Annotated in this window: 19 protein-coding genes and 1 pseudogene; 16 read left to right on the top strand and 4 right to left on the bottom strand. The window is 56.6% G+C overall.

What is annotated here, in order from left to right; genetic code table 11:
• Nucleotide 1 precedes the first annotated feature (1 nt).
• The 6 genes and pseudogenes from R6T97_RS06695 to R6T97_RS06670 all read left to right on the top strand — a co-directional run.
• Nucleotides 2–502, top strand: coding sequence for a Na+/H+ antiporter subunit E (locus R6T97_RS06695; RefSeq protein ID WP_410348516.1), 501 nt, complete (start codon nt 2–4; stop codon nt 500–502).
• Nucleotides 499–786 carry a K+/H+ antiporter subunit F gene (locus R6T97_RS06690; RefSeq protein ID WP_410348515.1) on the top strand — a complete coding sequence of 96 codons (288 nt, stop codon included), beginning with the start codon at nt 499–501 and terminating at the stop codon, nt 784–786. Before R6T97_RS06695 ends, R6T97_RS06690 begins: the two co-directional genes overlap by 4 nt.
• On the top strand, nt 783–1,154 hold the full coding sequence (mnhG, locus tag R6T97_RS06685) for a monovalent cation/H(+) antiporter subunit G (RefSeq protein ID WP_410348514.1): 372 nt from the start codon (nt 783–785) through the stop codon (nt 1,152–1,154). The genes R6T97_RS06690 and mnhG overlap by 4 nt, the downstream gene beginning before the upstream one ends.
• 197 nt (nt 1,155–1,351) lie before the next feature.
• Complete coding sequence (locus tag R6T97_RS06680) at nt 1,352–3,091, top strand: type I secretion system permease/ATPase (protein WP_410348513.1); 1,740 nt, start codon at nt 1,352–1,354, stop codon at nt 3,089–3,091.
• On the top strand, nt 3,088–4,392 hold the full coding sequence (locus R6T97_RS06675) for an HlyD family type I secretion periplasmic adaptor subunit (protein WP_410348512.1): 1,305 nt from the start codon (nt 3,088–3,090) through the stop codon (nt 4,390–4,392). The genes R6T97_RS06680 and R6T97_RS06675 overlap by 4 nt, the downstream gene beginning before the upstream one ends.
• Nucleotides 4,393–4,494: 102 nt before the next feature.
• Nucleotides 4,495–4,659 (top strand): annotated as a pseudogene (locus R6T97_RS06670) (transposase); the annotation flags it as partial.
• Nucleotides 4,660–4,936: 277 nt separating this feature from the next.
• On the opposite strand, the gene R6T97_RS06665 reads toward R6T97_RS06670, so the two are convergent.
• Entirely contained in the window at nt 4,937–5,104 is a 168-nt protein-coding gene (locus R6T97_RS06665; RefSeq protein WP_410348511.1) for a hypothetical protein, read from the bottom strand.
• Nucleotides 5,105–5,368: 264 nt separating this feature from the next.
• On the opposite strand from R6T97_RS06665, the gene R6T97_RS06660 reads away from it, so the two are divergent.
• The 3 genes from R6T97_RS06660 to R6T97_RS06650 are packed head-to-tail and all read left to right on the top strand — an operon-like array spanning nt 5,369 to nt 8,055.
• On the top strand, nt 5,369–6,670 hold the full coding sequence (locus R6T97_RS06660) for an NAD(P)/FAD-dependent oxidoreductase (protein ID WP_410348510.1): 1,302 nt from the start codon (nt 5,369–5,371) through the stop codon (nt 6,668–6,670).
• A gap of 11 nt (nt 6,671–6,681) precedes the next feature.
• Nucleotides 6,682–7,041 (top strand): DUF5368 domain-containing protein, encoded by a 360-nt coding sequence (locus R6T97_RS06655; RefSeq protein WP_410348509.1) that lies wholly within the window; start codon nt 6,682–6,684, stop codon nt 7,039–7,041.
• 39 nt (nt 7,042–7,080) lie between these two features.
• Nucleotides 7,081–8,055: an SLAC1 anion channel family protein gene (locus R6T97_RS06650; protein ID WP_410348508.1), complete on the top strand. Its 975-nt coding sequence runs from the start codon at nt 7,081–7,083 to the stop codon at nt 8,053–8,055.
• Nucleotides 8,056–8,248: 193 nt separating this feature from the next.
• Here the strand turns inward: R6T97_RS06650 and R6T97_RS06645 are convergent, their stop codons facing one another.
• Nucleotides 8,249–8,389, bottom strand: a complete 141-nt coding sequence (locus R6T97_RS06645) for a hypothetical protein (protein ID WP_410348507.1) — start codon at nt 8,387–8,389, stop codon at nt 8,249–8,251.
• 82 nt (nt 8,390–8,471) lie between these two features.
• Here R6T97_RS06645 and R6T97_RS06640 point away from each other — a divergent pair, with 82 nt between their 5' ends.
• Nucleotides 8,472–9,146 (top strand): Crp/Fnr family transcriptional regulator, encoded by a 675-nt coding sequence (locus tag R6T97_RS06640; RefSeq protein ID WP_410348506.1) that lies wholly within the window; start codon nt 8,472–8,474, stop codon nt 9,144–9,146.
• 103 nt (nt 9,147–9,249) lie between these two features.
• Nucleotides 9,250–9,459, top strand: a complete 210-nt coding sequence (locus tag R6T97_RS06635) for a DUF2892 domain-containing protein (RefSeq protein ID WP_410348505.1) — start codon at nt 9,250–9,252, stop codon at nt 9,457–9,459.
• A 218-nt stretch (nt 9,460–9,677) separates the two neighbouring features.
• On the opposite strand, the gene R6T97_RS06630 is transcribed toward R6T97_RS06635, so the two are convergent.
• Nucleotides 9,678–9,971: a hypothetical protein gene (locus R6T97_RS06630; protein WP_410348504.1), complete on the bottom strand. Its 294-nt coding sequence runs from the start codon at nt 9,969–9,971 to the stop codon at nt 9,678–9,680.
• A gap of 219 nt (nt 9,972–10,190) precedes the next feature.
• Here R6T97_RS06630 and phnC point away from each other — a divergent pair, with 219 nt between their 5' ends.
• The 5 genes from phnC to R6T97_RS06605 all read left to right on the top strand — a co-directional run bounded on the left by phnC (nt 10,191) and on the right by R6T97_RS06605 (nt 14,930).
• On the top strand, nt 10,191–11,006 hold the full coding sequence (gene phnC / locus R6T97_RS06625) for a phosphonate ABC transporter ATP-binding protein (protein WP_410348585.1): 816 nt from the start codon (nt 10,191–10,193) through the stop codon (nt 11,004–11,006).
• Nucleotides 11,007–11,056: 50 nt separating this feature from the next.
• Nucleotides 11,057–11,968 carry a phosphonate ABC transporter substrate-binding protein gene (gene phnD / locus R6T97_RS06620; protein WP_410348503.1) on the top strand — a complete coding sequence of 304 codons (912 nt, stop codon included), beginning with the start codon at nt 11,057–11,059 and terminating at the stop codon, nt 11,966–11,968.
• Nucleotides 11,969–12,042: 74 nt separating this feature from the next.
• Nucleotides 12,043–12,915, top strand: a complete 873-nt coding sequence (phnE, locus tag R6T97_RS06615; protein ID WP_410348502.1) for a phosphonate ABC transporter, permease protein PhnE — start codon at nt 12,043–12,045, stop codon at nt 12,913–12,915.
• Nucleotides 12,912–14,255, top strand: a complete 1,344-nt coding sequence (phnE, locus tag R6T97_RS06610; protein ID WP_410348501.1) for a phosphonate ABC transporter, permease protein PhnE — start codon at nt 12,912–12,914, stop codon at nt 14,253–14,255. Before phnE (R6T97_RS06615) ends, phnE (R6T97_RS06610) begins: the two co-directional genes overlap by 4 nt.
• Before the next feature lie 57 nt (nt 14,256–14,312).
• Complete coding sequence (locus R6T97_RS06605; protein ID WP_410348500.1) at nt 14,313–14,930, top strand: chloramphenicol acetyltransferase; 618 nt, start codon at nt 14,313–14,315, stop codon at nt 14,928–14,930.
• On the opposite strand, the gene phnF is transcribed toward R6T97_RS06605, so the two are convergent.
• The gene (gene phnF / locus R6T97_RS06600) at nt 14,927–15,649 is read right to left on the bottom strand and encodes a phosphonate metabolism transcriptional regulator PhnF (RefSeq protein WP_410348499.1); all 723 of its coding nucleotides are present in this window, start codon (nt 15,647–15,649) and stop codon (nt 14,927–14,929) included. The two genes, R6T97_RS06605 and phnF, sit on opposite strands and share 4 nt — an antisense overlap.
• Nucleotides 15,650–15,795 lie beyond the last annotated feature (146 nt).

Raw genomic sequence — 15,795 nt, 5'->3', positions numbered from 1 at the left:
TATGGCACGTGCATTCCATTGGCTGATCCCGCACCCGCTTTTGACGCTGATCCTGACGATCGTCTGGATGCTGCTGCAAAACGATATCTCGGGCGGGATGGTTGTGTTCGGATTCATCCTTGGTGTCATCATCCCGTGGGGTACCTCTGTCTGGTGGCCTGACACGCCAAACAGTTTCAGCGTAGGGAAAATGATGATCTACAGCATCATCGTGATTTGGGATATTATCGTCGCGAATATCGAGGTGGCCTGGATCGTGCTGACAGTTCCGACGGCAAAGCTGAAACCTGCATGGATCATCGTACCGCTGAGGCTGCGCGAACCCGAGGCAATCACTTTGCTGGCCGGTACAATTACGCTCACACCCGGCACGGTTTCGACCGACCTTTCGGATCAGGGTCACAGCTTGTTGGTTCATGTCTTGCATACAGATGACCCCGATGCAGTGCGCGACGATATCATCAACCGATACGAGGCCCGGCTACTGGAGATTTTCGCATGATATTTGCTACGCAAATTTTAAATATCGCAGTGGTGATCACGTTTCTTGCGCTAGCGCTTGGGCAAGTCATGTCCATGGTGCGTCTGATTGTGGGTCCTACTTCGGGGGATCGGGTCTTGGCGCTGGATACGATGGTGATAAATGCGCTGGGGCTTGTGATTGTCTTGGGCATTCATCAGGGCGTGCAGATCTATTTTGAAGTGGCCTTGCTGATTGCGATGCTGGGCTTTGTTTCAACCGTTGCCTTGGCGCGGTTTATCCTGCGGGGAGATATCATCGAATGACCGCGCAAATTATCGGAACTTACATCGTGAGCCTGTCCCTGATGATCGGATCGGGGTTTGTTTTGGTCGGTGCCATCGGCCTTTTGAAATTCAACGACCCTATGACCCGGCTGCATGCACCCACCAAAGTCGGGACGATCGGGATCGGGATGCTCCTTGTCGCCTCGATCATTCATTCGTTTGATATCGGCAAACCGTCCACGCATGAACTGTTGATCATGGTGTTCCTGTTCGTGACGGCACCAATTTCGGCCAACTTCATTGGCAAGGTGAATATCCATGGCCGCGCCTGTGATCCACCGCCCGCGCCGCCAAAGGACGATAATTGGTCCACTCTCGGCGTACCAGAGTCCGAACACGACACATGAGACCTTTCAGACGCTTTTGCGTGCCGCTGCCCGTTTGTGAAAGAGGCTTGTGATAGCAGGGTGACAAGGCGAAGATGCTATTGTTTTCGGTTCGTTCGTGCGCCGGCCTTGTCTTTCGACGGCAACGCTGCGTGGTAGTTTCCGCTATCGCGTCATGAAGAGATTTTGTGCAAAAATGATACAATGTGAGGACGAGCATGTCTGACGAACACGTAGCGAAAGGCCGTGCAGAACTCATTGCCACGCGCAAGGAAAGTCGGTCCTTGTACTGGATGGTCGCTATCTTCAGTTTTTTCGTGAACCTGTTGATGCTGACCGGACCGCTTTACATGCTCAATATTTATGACCGTGTTCTTAGTTCGCGGTCGTTCGAGACGCTGATTGCGTTGTCGGTCTTGGTCGCCTTCCTTTATGCCATGATGGGTATTCTGGATTTTGTACGCGGCAGGATCATGGGTCGCGTCGGGGCGCGGTTTCAGGCCAGTCTGGATCGGCGGGTCTTTGGTGCGGTGCTCAAGGCGACCACGTTGAACCGCGCGCCGCGTGAGGCGGCAACCGGCCTGCGCGATCTGGAGGCTGTTCAGCGCCTGATCACGTCGCCTGCGCTGATGGCGCTTTTTGATCTGCCATGGGTGCCGCTCTTTTTTCTGGGCATCTTCATCTTTCATCCGCTGATGGGTATCCTCGCGGTCGCTGGGGCCGTGGTGCTGCTTCTTGTGGCGTTGCTCAACCAGCTTACGACACGCAAACCGCTTGAAGCTGCAAATGCCGCGGGCTTCGCATCTGAACAACTGGGCGCGCATATCCGTAGCGAAAGTGAAATGGTGCATTCACTGGGAATGCGTGGGGCCGCCTTTGACCGTTGGCAAATCGCGCGTGGCAGATCGCTGGACACGACGATTGAGGCGGCCGATGCGTCGGGAACGTTCACTGCATTGACCAAGTCATTCCGGCTTTTTCTGCAATCGGCGATGCTGGGTCTGGGGGCATATCTTGTCTTGATGAACGAACTCTCGCCGGGCGCCATGATCGCCGGTTCAATCTTGTTGGGCCGCGCACTTGCGCCGATCGAACTCTTGGTTGGGCAATGGGCCCTGTTCCAGCGCGCGCGCGAAGGATGGCGGAACCTTTCGGTGCTTTTGGGTCATATCCCGCCGGATGAACCGCGCACTGAACTCCCGAAACCGCAAGCCAAAATTGTCGCCGACCAAGTCACCGTCGTGCCGCCCGGCGAACAGCAGGCAGCACTTCGTATGATCAGTTTTACCGTAGCACCCGGACAAGCGGTCGGCGTCATCGGCACATCGGGTGCGGGCAAATCGACATTGGCGCGGGTGCTGACAGGGGTCTGGAGACCTGCAGGGGGCAAGATCAGGCTCGATGGGGCGGCACTTGATCAATATGACCCTGATGTTCTGGGGCAGCATGTCGGCTATCTGCCGCAACGGGTGCAGCTTTTTGACGGGACGATCAAGGAAAACATCGCACGCATGTCAATGACGCCTGACGATGCCGAGGTCATTGCCGCCGCCAAGACTGCCGACGCCCACGAGATGATCCTGAAATTTCCCGATGGATACGACACCCGCATTTCAGCGACGAGTGGGCGATTGTCGGGTGGCCAGATCCAACGCATAGGTCTTGCGCGTGCGCTTTACGGTGATCCGGTGATTGTTGTTCTGGATGAGCCGAATTCGAACCTTGATAATGACGGATCGACCGCGCTGAACAAGGCGATCAAGGCGCTCAAGGCCAAAGGAAGGGTTGTCTTCATCATGGCGCACCGGCCTTCCGCCATTCAGGAATGTGATCTCTTACTGGTCCTTGAAAACGGCGCGCGGCGGGCTTTTGGACCAAAGGACGAAGTTCTGGCCGAGATAGTTAAAAATCATGGTGATATCAAACGCAGTACCGGCAAAGCAGGAGGGGTATCATGACGACCGATACCACGGCGCGCTGGCCGGTCCTCAAGCACATGGCGATTGGCGGTCTGACCCTGTTGGTCCTTGTCGGTGGCTTTGGCTCATGGGCCGTCATGGCGCAAATATCCGGCGCGGTGATCGCATCGGGCCAGATCGAAGTTGAGCGGAACAGACAGGTTGTCCAGCATCCGGACGGTGGTGTCGTGGAGGAAATCATCGTTAATGAAGGGGACACGGTGCGGGAAGGTGACCTGCTTTTGCGTCTGGATGCGACAACGCTGCAATCGGAACTTGCGGTCGTTGAAGGGCAGCTTTTCGAGATCCTCGCGCGCCGCGCCCGGCTAGAGGCAGAGCGCGACGGTGCGCCGGCACTGACATTCAGCGATGTCTTGCTGGAGGCCGGAACACCAGAGGCGCAGAGCCTGATGGAGGGACAAGAGCGTTTGCTTCAAGCGCGTCTTGAGACGAACCGCAGTGCTGTCGAGCAACTGACCCAGCAGCGCGCACAGATCGCCAGTCAGCTCGTTGGGATCACAGCACAGCAAAAGGCGCTTTCCACCCAACGCGACCTGATCGCGCAGGAACTGGCCGATCAGCAAAGCCTGTTGGACCGCGGGCTTGCACAGGCCAGCCGCGTGCTGGCGCTGCAACGCGAAGCGGCGAGCCTGCTGGGCAGGGTGGGCGAACTGACGGCGCAATCCGCGCAAGCAGCCGAGCGGATGACAGAGATTGAACTGCAAATCCTTGGTTTGTCCTCGACCCGCCGCGAAGAGGCCATCACGCGGCTGCGCGACCTGCAATTCAACGAACTGGAACTGTCGGAACGGCGGCGCACACTGCGCCGCCAGCTTGACCGGCTCGATATCCGTGCGCCGGTGTCCGGTATCGTCTACGGCCTGCAGATTTTTGCGCCTCAATCCGTGATCCGCCCCGCTGATGCGGTGCTCTTTTTGATCCCGCAAGATCGTCCGTTGATTATCGCGGCACAGGTAGAGATTGTGGATATCGACCAGATCTACGTGGGCCAGAATGTGACCCTGCGTTTTTCCGCTTTTGACCAGCGGCGCACACCTGAACTGGAAGGCAAAGTCACGCTGGTGTCTGCAGATGCCTTCCAGAATGAAACATCCGGGCTGTCGTATTACCGTGCCGAAGTCCAGCTTGATGAGGGTCAGATAGCGCGTTTGCCATCGGATATGACACTCATTCCCGGCATGCCGGTCGAGGCATTTGTACGGACCGCAGATCGCAGTCCTCTGGATTTCCTGATCAAACCGCTGGCCGACTATTTCACAAAGGCATTCCGCGAGACCTGATCAATCGATTGCCTCGAACTCCGGAGCAACCTGCGGGTTACCGAGCTGCTGCCGGTTTCATGGACGCCGAGATAAAGGTGTTTATGAGATTGGAGAACAGCAATGACGACAAGAATATTCAGCCCTGAGTTTAAGCGTGAGGCGGCACAGCCTGTCGCGGTGCGCGGCGTGCGCGTGGCACAGGCTGCAAGGGATCTGGACGTGCATGCGACGGTACTGCGCAGATGGGTCCGGGAGTTTGGATCGGGCGGTGCGGATGCGTTTCCGCAGCTTGAGAATGGCGGCATCACCATCAAAGGAAGGTTACTGACTTTGCGGTCATAAATCGAACTGCGCGACATCATGGTGTTTTGCTGCAACGCAGTGCGCTGATTGCGGGGGCGTGCGTAAAAAAACCCGTTACTTGGTGACGATGTCACCGTCCGTTTGACAAAACGCAGTCCAGATTGCCGCGATACAACCATAATACGAGTCGCTTAAAGCGGCTCCTTGTTGGCCAAAGGCAAAAGGACTTGCACAAATGGAAAGAGACGTTGTTGAGCTGTCACGCCTGCAAGCTGCAATGACATCTATGTATCACTTCATTTTCGGTGCGCTTCTTGCCGTCGCGGGGTTGATCGCCTTTTTCCTCGAAGCGACCTTCGTGGGCCCGTTCTTTTTCGGCCAGCCACTTCAGCGTCGCCGACCTGCTGATCATGCTGTCGGGCTTCATGCGCAAGTACATCCGCAAAGGCCCGTTTTGAGGATGTTCCCCAAACCGAAAGCTGGGAAACACGGCGTGAACGTCTTCTGCGCACACATGGCGGCAAGTGCCTTGTTGCCCCAGCCGTTAAACACGCATCGGTCGACAGTCTATCCGGACAGTCTCTTGGCTTGCCGAAGAAGTCGATGAACCGACACCGATGGTCATCAATAAATAACGTAATGCTGTGGCGGTGTGCCGAAGGTCGGCGCGTCCTCACCGAAGGAGGGAAAAATGGATAGAAGAAGATTTCTTGCAGCGGCCGTTGCGGGGGGTGCCGCGTCGGCGCTCGTTTTCCAAAACCCAGCAGCACATGCGCAATCGGTCCAGACATCGGCGCGCATCGTGATCATCGGGGCAGGGGCCGCAGGAACGACGCTGGCCAACCGGCTGGTGCGTCGCCTTGATGGCGCGCGGATAACGCTGATCGATCCGCGCCGGAACCATCTTTATCAACCGGGTTTGTCGTTGGTGGCAACGGGTCTGAAGCCTGCCAGCTACGTGGTCTCGGATACGGCGCAATGGTTGCCGGAGGGCGTAACATGGCTGCCCGAACGCGTCGCGGCTGTGGATGCGGAAGCGAAGACGGTATCGACCGAAAGTGGCACCAAGATTGGCTACGACTGGCTTGTTGTCTCACCGGGGCTGGTTCTGGATCACGATTCCATTGAAGGCTTCAATCTTGATATGGTCGGTGAAAACGGCATCGGCGCGCTTTATGCGGGGCCGGAATACGCCGCGCGGACATGGACAGCGGCCAGCCGGTTTACCGAGGAAGGCGGCACGGGGATTTTTACGCGCCCCGCAACCGAGATGAAATGCGCCGGCGCGCCACTCAAGCATACGTTCCTGATCGACGATATCGCGCGGCGGGCAGGCAACGCGGGCCGTGTGAATATGATATACGCCGCGCCGCAATCATCGCTTTTCGGTGTGCCTATCGTTGCTGAAAAAGTGCGTATGCTGTTCGAGGACCGCGGCGTTGAAACGATGATGAACCGCACATTGATGGCGATTGATGCAAGCGCAAAACGTGCCACCTTCGCGACTGAGACGGGTACTGAGGAGGTGAATTACGATTATATCCACGTCATTCCGCCACAGCGTGCCCCCGCCTTCGTGACAAGGTCCGGCCTCTCTTGGGCCGACAAATGGGTGGATCAAGGCTGGGTCGAGGCGGACATGCAAACCCTGCGCCACCTGCGCTATCCAGAAATCTTTGCCTTGGGTGATGTCGCCGGTGTGCCAAAGGGCAAGACCGCCGCCAGTGTCAAATGGCAGGTACCCGTGGTCGAGGATCATATCGTTGCAGGCATTGAGGGCCGTGAGGGAACAGCGACCTATGACGGCTATACATCCTGCCCGCTGATCACCCGCATCGGCCGCGCGATGCTGGTGGAATTCGACTACCATAACAATCTGGTGCCGTCTTTCCCCGGCGTGATCGCGCCACTGGAAGAACTGTGGATTAGCTGGCTGATGAAAGAGATTGCGCTCAAAGCAACCTATAACGCCATGCTACGTGGCCGGGCCTGAGGAGAACAAAGATGCAAGAACTTACGTTTGAAACCCTGATCGCCGTTTTCGAAGAAATCTTCGGGCGTGGTTTGTTCTGGATGATGGTTGCGGCCGCAGCAGCGGTCACGCTGGGATATCTCTATGTTCTCATTCGCGACCGGTCGGTCAGTTGGAGGAAATTTTTTCTGGCGCAGCTTTCGATGCCCCTTGGCGCAGTACTCGCCGTTTGGTTTGTGATGGTAATGACAAAGTCGCGCCTTGCAGATATTGGCGGTCCGGTTGACGTGATCGTCTTTCTCGGCATTGCCGTGACCGGTGCGATCGGCATGGCGATCCTTGTCTACACGCTTGAATCGCTATTTGGTTCAAAGCGCACGAAAGATGTGTGAAACACTGCACAAACAGCTCCTGACAAGAGGTCACCGGCAATGAGCACCACCAATACTTCGCAGGTCAACGAGGCCCCGGCACCTTGGCTCGCGCACTTCCCTATCACATTTTTTGGCATCTCGATGGGTGTTTTCGGGTTGGCCCTCGCACTGCGTGCCGCAGGGTTTGCAGCTACATCCGGGTTCGTCACCATTCTCTCTTTGGTCATCTTGGTCATGCTTTACGGCCTCTACGCACTCAAGGTGCTCCGGTATCCGGGGCAGGTTGCGGAAGAATGGAAACATCCGGTCAAACTGTCGTTTTTTCCGGCTGCGAATATCTCGCTGTTGATGCTGTCCCTGCTGTCACAAGATGCATTTCCGGTTTTTTCAGCCGGGTTCTGGATCGTGGGGGCGGTGATACAGGCGGTTCTGACGGTGGTCATCGTATCGACATGGATATCCCATCGTGCGTTTGGTCCGGGCATGTTGTCGCCCGCATGGTTCATTCCTGCAGTGGCGAATGTGATTGTCCCGTTGGGCGCGGTGCATCTGGGTTTGCCAGAGGTTGGCTGGTATTTTTTCTCGGTCGGGTTGCTTTTCTGGATCATCCTGCTGACGCTGGTCTTCAACCGGTTGATTTTTCACGACCCGCTTCCCGGAAATTTGCGACCTACACTGGTGATCTTGATTGCGCCGCCGTCTGTCGCCTTTCTGGCATGGATGGAATTGAACGGTGCCCGGATCGATGCGGTGGCCCATATCCTTTTCAATATTGGCTTGTTCTTCACTGCATTGGTGGTGGTTCAGGTGCCGGCCCTGCTGCGTCTGCCGTTCGCGATATCCTTCTGGGCGCTTTCGTTTCCGCTTGCGGCAATGACGACCGCAACCTTTCGCTATGCAGCGCTGACTGGGGCTGAGGGCTACCGCGTGGCAGGGTTCGTCCTGCTTGCTTTGCTTGTCATCACCATCGTCGCCCTTGCGATGCGCACAACCCGTGCGGCGCTGGCCGGAGAGATCTGCCAACCTGACTGACTGAAAACCCGAAAGGGGTTCCTGCATCAAAACTTGATGGGTTATCTTGCACTGCGCGATGCACGGCCTTCAAAATCGTGTACTTCCGCCTAAATAGTGCATCTCCTGTCGGCTTGATCGCGCCCTGGCGGAGTCATGGGCAGACTTTGCCTCGAACGTTCCGGAGCCGTACACCCCGACGCTTCTCAAGCGCTTACAAACCGGTCAACAGCATAGATTGGGCGAGGTGACTGATGTCGGCGGCACGTAAGAAACTCTGCGTTTCGTAGACGGCAGTCAGAAAGCGAAGCTGGCGGACCGTCATCATGCCGTGATCGAATTGCTGAATAACCATGCGTGATACAATCAATTTCCATGATTTACATATACATACTATGGTCATCGCATCGCTTGGCCAAAGTCAAAGGAACATGAGTATGGACAATTCCTGGGTCGATAAATTCAATGGACTGAGCGGCCTTCCGGCCGAAATACGGGCCGAACTGGAAGCGGGCAGCAAGATTGTCGCTGTGCCCGCCGGGACAGAGATTTTTGCACCGGGGGGAACGGCCGATAATCTCTGGCTACTTCTGGACGGGTCCGTGAAGGTCCAGCAAAAATCCGAAACCGGTCGCGAAGTCTTTTTGTACCGGGTCCACGCCGGTGAAAGCTGCGTATTAACGACAGCCTGTATGCTGGCCTTCGAGAATTACTCGGCGGAAGGGAGATCGGAGACGGATGTCACCGCTGTTGCGATCCCGCGCAAGACTTTCGACGATCTGGTAGGCAAGTCGCCGTTGTTTCGGGCGTTTGTCTTTACGGCCTATTCGCGCCGGATCACCGATCTGTTCACACTCATCGACGATATCGTTTTTCAGCGCATGGACGTGCGCTTGGCTGCGCGCTTGCTGGAGTTGGCGGATACCAAGGGCGTTGTCCATGCCACACATGCTGTCCTTGGCACAGAACTGGGAACGGCGCGCGAAGTGGTCTCGAGAACATTGTCCGAATTTCACCGGCGCGGCTGGATCGAGCAGTCCCGGGGTGAGGTCCACCTGCTTGGCAAAGAGGGCCTCGAACGGCTGGTCAAATCATCTGGCATACAGGCCTGATACCTGTCCTTGTTTCGGCTTGGGCAAGTTTGGTGACCTAGTCACCGAACCGCCGGTCCTTGCCATGCGAGTATCATTTTATTGATTCGCAATGGAGTGTGACATGACAACGAATATGGGAAAAATCGACCGCGTCGGGCGGTTGGCGATTGCAGCGGTGCTGCTGTTTCTGGCGGTGGGCACGAATGTACTTGGCACCGGCATCCTCTTCTGGCTCGCCGTCATCGTTGCTGCCGTTTTCGCGCTGACGGCCCTTGTGGGGAGTTGTCCGCTTTACAGCATCATTGGCCTCAAGACCTGCCGAGACTGCTAAGCGCCGTTTGATGATAGGCATGGCACAGCCGACCAGTTGCTGCGCCTCCCTCGGCGATTGCAGCTGACCCATATCCCGTAAACATGGATATCATCCCCGAAGGGTAATGCGGGTGGACTGGCTACAGTCCGCCCGCGACTGATTTCAAAGACAGCGATGCGCGACCTACGTTTCCGGCAGCTCTGGATGAACCGAAGGCCGACTTGCACAGGGTGTCGTCAGGCAGGAGCAGCCGGCAGCGCTTCCCAGTTATCACCCATTGCAACTATGCAAGAGGTGCCATTGGCATAGTTCTGAACGATGGTCCATTCGCTGGTCCGTGGATGAATCCAGATTTCCAGAACGGTTTCAGGATCGCGCAGGCCGAACGCACGCCGTTGCGCCCCCAGCACATCTTCGAGCATGTTGGTCAAACGGTCACTGTCGTCGCAGTCCACATTCGCCAGTTGTGCTGGCGCGGCAAGTGGCACCACGAACATGGCCGCAGTAAGAAATAAGATCCGTACCATCATCCACCAATCATAAACCAGCCATCAGAAAATGTAACAGATTTATGACAATTATGCCGTATGAGCGATATTTTGCGGTCGTGCGGTGTCATGGTGAACATCGCTTCGATGCGCAGGCAACCGTTGCAAAACCCTTACAAGTTTGTCGCAAAACTGAATCCGGATCGTCACAGAAGTTTTGAGTTCACCGATTATCTGTCCCCCGAAGCTGTGGGGATGATGATGCTGACGATTGAAAACCTGACCAAGCGATTTGGTGACAAGACTGCCGTAGACTCTGCGAATATATCCGTGGGCAAACCAACGATGATCGGGATCATCGGTCGTTCCGGCGCAGGCAAATCGACGCTTTTGCGAATGGTCAACCGGCTTAGTGATGCATCGGAAGGCGCAATCACATTCGAGGGGGAAGACGTGACGTCGCTGCGCGGTACGGCACGGCGCGGATGGCAATCCCGCTGCGCCATGATCTTTCAGCAGTTCAATCTGGTCCCACGTATGGATGTGGTATCCAACGTCCTGCACGGCACGCTGAACCGCCGCTCTACGATGGCGACGATGTTCAACCTCTATCCCCAGTCCGATATTCACAAAGCAATCGAAATTCTCGACCGCCTTGGCATTGCCGAGCAAGCCCCGAAACGGGCCGAGGCCCTGTCGGGTGGTCAGCAACAGCGCGTCGCCATTGCGCGTGCCTTGATGCAGGACCCTCGGATCATTCTAGCTGACGAACCCATTGCCAGCCTTGATCCGATGAACGCGCAGGTCGTGATGCAATCCCTGCGACGTATTCACGAAGAAGACGGCCGCACTGTCATTGCCAACCTGCACACACTGGATACGGCACGGCGCTATTGTGACCGCGTGATCGGAATGCGCGACGGCAAGATCGTCTTTGACGGCACGCCGCAGCAGCTCACCACCGGGGTGGCGCGCGATATTTACGGGGCGGGTGCGGATTTTTCCGAAGCCGCGACTTCCACCGAAATCGAAACGCTGGACAGACAACCCATTCGCGAGGCCGAAGCCTACGTCTGAGCCAGTTCAATGCGCCAAATGGCGCGCACACTTCATCCATGGAGACACCGATGAAAAAGTTTATCGCAGCCGCTCTGGCTACTACAGCATTGGCCGCACCTGCATTTGCAGACGGCCACGCAATCACCGAGTTCCGCATCGGTATTCTGGGTGGTGAAAACGCCCAGGATCGCATGACAAGCAACGAATGCGTCCGCGCCTATATCGAAGAGCGTCTGGGCGTGGAAACCAAGATTTTCACTCCGGCCGACTACGACGGCGTGATCCAGGGTCTTCTGGGCGGCACGATCGACATGGCATGGTTGGGTGCCTCTGCCTATGCAAAGACCTACCTGACAGATCCTGAAGCAGTTGACGTCGTCATGGTGAAGACGAACCTTGACGGCTCTTACGGCTACCATTCCATCGGTTTCGCCCGCGCAGACAGCGGCATCACATCGCTGGAAGATATGGCAGGCAAGGTCTTTGCCTTTGGCGATCCGAACTCTACTTCCGGCTTCCTGATCCCTTCGGTCGAAATTCCCAAGGCCGTTGGGGCGACCATGGAAAGCGGCGATTACTTTGAAGAGGTTCGCTTTGTCGGCGGGCACGAGCAAACCATCGTGGCTGTGAACAATGGCGACGTGGACGCAGGTGTGACCTGGGCTGATGGTCAGGGTGACTGGGCTGATGGCTACAACTCTGGTGCGCTGCGCAAGGCATCCGATTCCGGTTTGGTCGATATGAACGACCTCGTGGAAATCTGGAAATCCGCAACGATCCCTGAAGGTCCGATCGTTCTGCGCCGCGCTCTGCCCGAAGATGTGAAAACCGAGATCGTCGATTTCTTGGCGACGCTCCATGCCGATGACGCCCAGTGCGCCTATAATATGGCGGCCGGTGAAACTGCTGGTTTCTTGCCCATCACACACGAAGCCTACGAGACCATCATCTCGGTGCGTTTGGCCCAACAGGGCAACTGATCAGTCCGATATCATTTTGACACATGGGGTGGCCCGCTTGGGCCACCCTTCACACAAGAATAAAAGGGACAGCCATGACCGACGCGAGCCTGTCTTCGTCAACGCCCATCGCAGACCGGCAGAGCGCCTATATGGCCATGGTCCGCCGCAAACGTATGTATGGCGGTATTCTGCTGGTCTTGTTCGTGGCCTTGCTTGCATCTGGTTTTAACATTGCAGACAGCCGCAATGCTGGCGGGTTCTGGGATGGGATCGGGAATGTTTTCGTTTTTCCGGCTGAAGTGGTCAGCGAGGCCTACGACAAAGCCGGAAACCTACCGGGCTTATTTTTCGAGTTTTTGCCGTCGATGATCGAAACGGTGAATATCGCAGCCGTGTCGACACTGTTTGGCGGTGTTTTCGCCGTGGTGCTTGCACTGTTGTCAACACGCGGTCTGGCGCGTTATCCGCGTTTGATCCCGGTTTTTCGCCGCATGATGGACATGATGCGCGCCATACCCGAAATTGTCATCGCGTTGATCCTGATTTTCGTACTTGGCGGCGGGCCTATTCCGGCCATGATCGCCATTGCATTGCACACCACTGGGGCCTTGGGAAAACTATTTTCCGAAGTGGCCGAGAACGCCGATCTCAAACCCATCGAGGGGTTGCATTCGGTTGGGGCAAACTGGACCCAACGTATGTTGATTGGCGTTGTGCCGCAGGTCGCGCCCAACTGGCTGAGCTACGGTCTTTTGCGGTTCGAGATCAATATCCGCGCCTCTGCCATTTTGGGCTTCGTCGGTGAAGGCGGGATCGGGCATGACCTGCGCCTCGCGATGCAGTGGGGTCAGGGGAAATATGACGAGGTTATCGCGATCTTCCTGCTGTTGTTCCTGACCATTGTTCTGGTGGACCAGATTTCAAGCCACTACCGCAATCGCCTGACAAAGGGAGCAGCACTATGACTGTCATGGATGCAACCCCGACGCAAAACGTTTTGCGCGATGAGGTCACACAGCTCTTCCGGCGCAAGCGAATCATATCCTTCGCTTTCCCCGCGGTCATCTTGGCCTATTTTGCCTATATTTTCTTTGCATTTGACGTGCCCGGGTTGATGGATCGCGCACGTTTCGACAACGTGCGCATACTTCTGTCTGATTTTGTATCGCACAAGACCCACGTGACCCGCGACAACCGGACAGGCGAAACCTCAGTCGCCATTGAAGGAGAGGTCAAGGGACGCTACCCTGAGGGGGCATCACCCGATTGGGTCATGCTTGGTGAAGATATCTTGATTGACCTTGGCGAAGGGCACACCGTGGTCTTTCTTGCCGATGGCAGTGCGGCCTATGATATTCCCGGTTATGGCAACGTGGTGGTAACGCCGGACGAAAGCCGCAAGCTGGAACTGACCCTCCCCGAAGACACCCCGCCGGACTGGATGAGTGTCAGCGACACCCGCGTCAATATCACCACCGAACAGGGCCGTTTCAGTTTTACGCGCAACCGGACAGAGGTGTTCAAATACGACTATGGTTGGGAGCTGTTCTTCTTCACGCTTGAAAGCCCGTTTTACGGCAAGTCTTTCGGTGAGTTGGTCGGGTTGTCCCTGTCTGGTGATCGGATCGATCCGGTGCGCAGCAATTTCAGCTACATCGTTTCCGAATTCTGGACTAATTCGATGTGGCGTCATGGTGATGTGTTCTGGGCCATTCTGGAAACGATACTGATGGCCTTCCTTGGCACGATGGGTGCCGCGATCGTGGCCTTTCCGTTGGGGTTTCTGGCGGCATCGAATTTCACGCCGAGCAGGATCATGCGTTTTGGATCCCGCCGCCTGTTTGACTTTTTTCGCGGCGTGGACGGATTGATCTGGACGATTATACTCAGTCGCGCATTCGGTCCGGGGCCGCTGACCGGTAGCCTCGCGATTATGATCACTGACACTGGCAGCTTCGGCAAAATGTTCTCTGAGGCGCTGGAAAATATCGACGATAAGCAAGTCGACGGTGTGCGATCCACCGGTGCAAGTTCGATCCAACGCGCACGTTTCGGCGTGATCCCCCAAGTAACGCCGGTCTTGTTGTCGCAAGTCCTATATTATCTGGAAAGCAATACCCGCAGCGCAACCGTGATCGGGGCGATCGTCGGAGGTGGCATCGGTCTTTTGCTCACACAGGCTATTTCGACCCAGAAGGACTGGGAAGAGGTGAGCTACTACATTGTTTTGATAATCTTGATGGTAATGTTCATGGACTGGTTCTCGGGCTGGCTGCGCGGTCGTCTGATCGGCAAGAAAGACTGATGCCGCAGATAGGGATAGGTCCGTTCGCCATAACCTAGAAGATCCGGAGTTTTGACCATGCCACGCCTTTCCCCGACCGAGCCGTTCATCCACCCCGAATGCGAGATCGCGAACAGCACCTTCGGGGCCTATGTCGAGATCGGGAAGGGAAGCCGCGTGAATCACGCGCATTTCGGGGATTATTCCTACTGCGACCGCTATGCCGACGTGGCAAATGCGCAAATCGGGAAATTTGCAAATATCGCGGCCTTCAGCCGGATCGGGGCGACGGATCACCCGCTGCACACGGCTTCGTGCCATCACTTTCTGTATCGGTCGGGCGACTACTGGGATGGTGTGACACAGGATGATGCATTTTTTGCGCAGCGTGTATCCCGTGTTGCGCATATCGGGCACGACACATGGATCGGGGCAGGGGCCATGATCAAACCCGAAGTCACCTTGGGCCATGGCGCTGTGGTAGCTGCCGGTGCAGTGGTCACAAAGAATGTCGATCCTTACACCATTGTCGCGGGCACTCCTGCAAAACCGCTGCGTTTGCGTCAGCCGCGTGCCATTGCAGACCGTCTGATCGCGCTGGCGTGGTGGAACTGGCCGCATGAGACCTTGGGCGCGGCACTTGACGATTTCCGGTCCATGCCCGCCGAAGCGTTTCTCGCGAAATACGAGGGCTAGCCTTCCAGCGTCAGGGTCACGCGGTCGCCGGCAAACCACGTGCGACCGTATTCGACCGCAACACCTTGCGTGTCGACGTTGACGCCCGACGACCGTAGCAGCGGATCACCTTCGTTGACCTGCAAGTGCAGCGCCTGTGCTGCGGTGGCGCGGACGGCAGTCAATCGGGTCGAGGCGCGGGTGTAATCCGTAACGCCTACTTCCTGCAACGCTGCTGTGACGCTGTGTTCCTGTTGAAGGGTCGCCGTGATGTGCGGCAGGCGGGACAATGGAAAAAGGCTTTCGAAAACGGCGATCGGCTGCCCATCGGCAAGAGACAGGCCATGGAAAGCGCAGACAGGCGCACCTGCTTCGATGCCCAAAGCCCGCGCCTCGCCTTCTGTCGCGGCACGTTCGGTCAGATGAAGAATGCGCTTTTCGGGTGCGCGGCCCGCAGCGACGAGATTGTCATAAAAGCGCACGCGCTTGCCGATGGGATAATCTGTCGGGATTGCCGCCACAAAGGCTCCCGCGCCGCGGCGGGTTCTTACAAGCCCTTCGTCGACAAGGGCCGACAGGCTGTGCCTGACGGTATGACGGTTCACGCCGAAGCGTTCGGCAAGCAGCGCCTCGGTCGGCAGCTTGTCACCGGGGCGATAGCGCCCTTCGGCAAGATCGCTGCGCAGAGTGTCTGCGATGGCTTTCCAGATCGGGGTTTTACCGGGGGCACTGTCACGCAAATTTCACAAATCTCCTGTGGCCCAAAGATGGGATTATGATAAGATGTGTCTAGTTGTATAGGAAATGGGTGAGTTGTCGACATGAAAGACACTCTTGACGAAAATGCGCCACGCAAATCATGGCTCAGCCTGATGGCAAAGGCCCC

Source organism: Yoonia sp. (assembly GCF_046498525.1).
Lineage (GTDB): Bacteria > Pseudomonadota > Alphaproteobacteria > Rhodobacterales > Rhodobacteraceae > Yoonia.
This window is presented reverse-complemented; position numbering and strand designations above follow the sequence as displayed.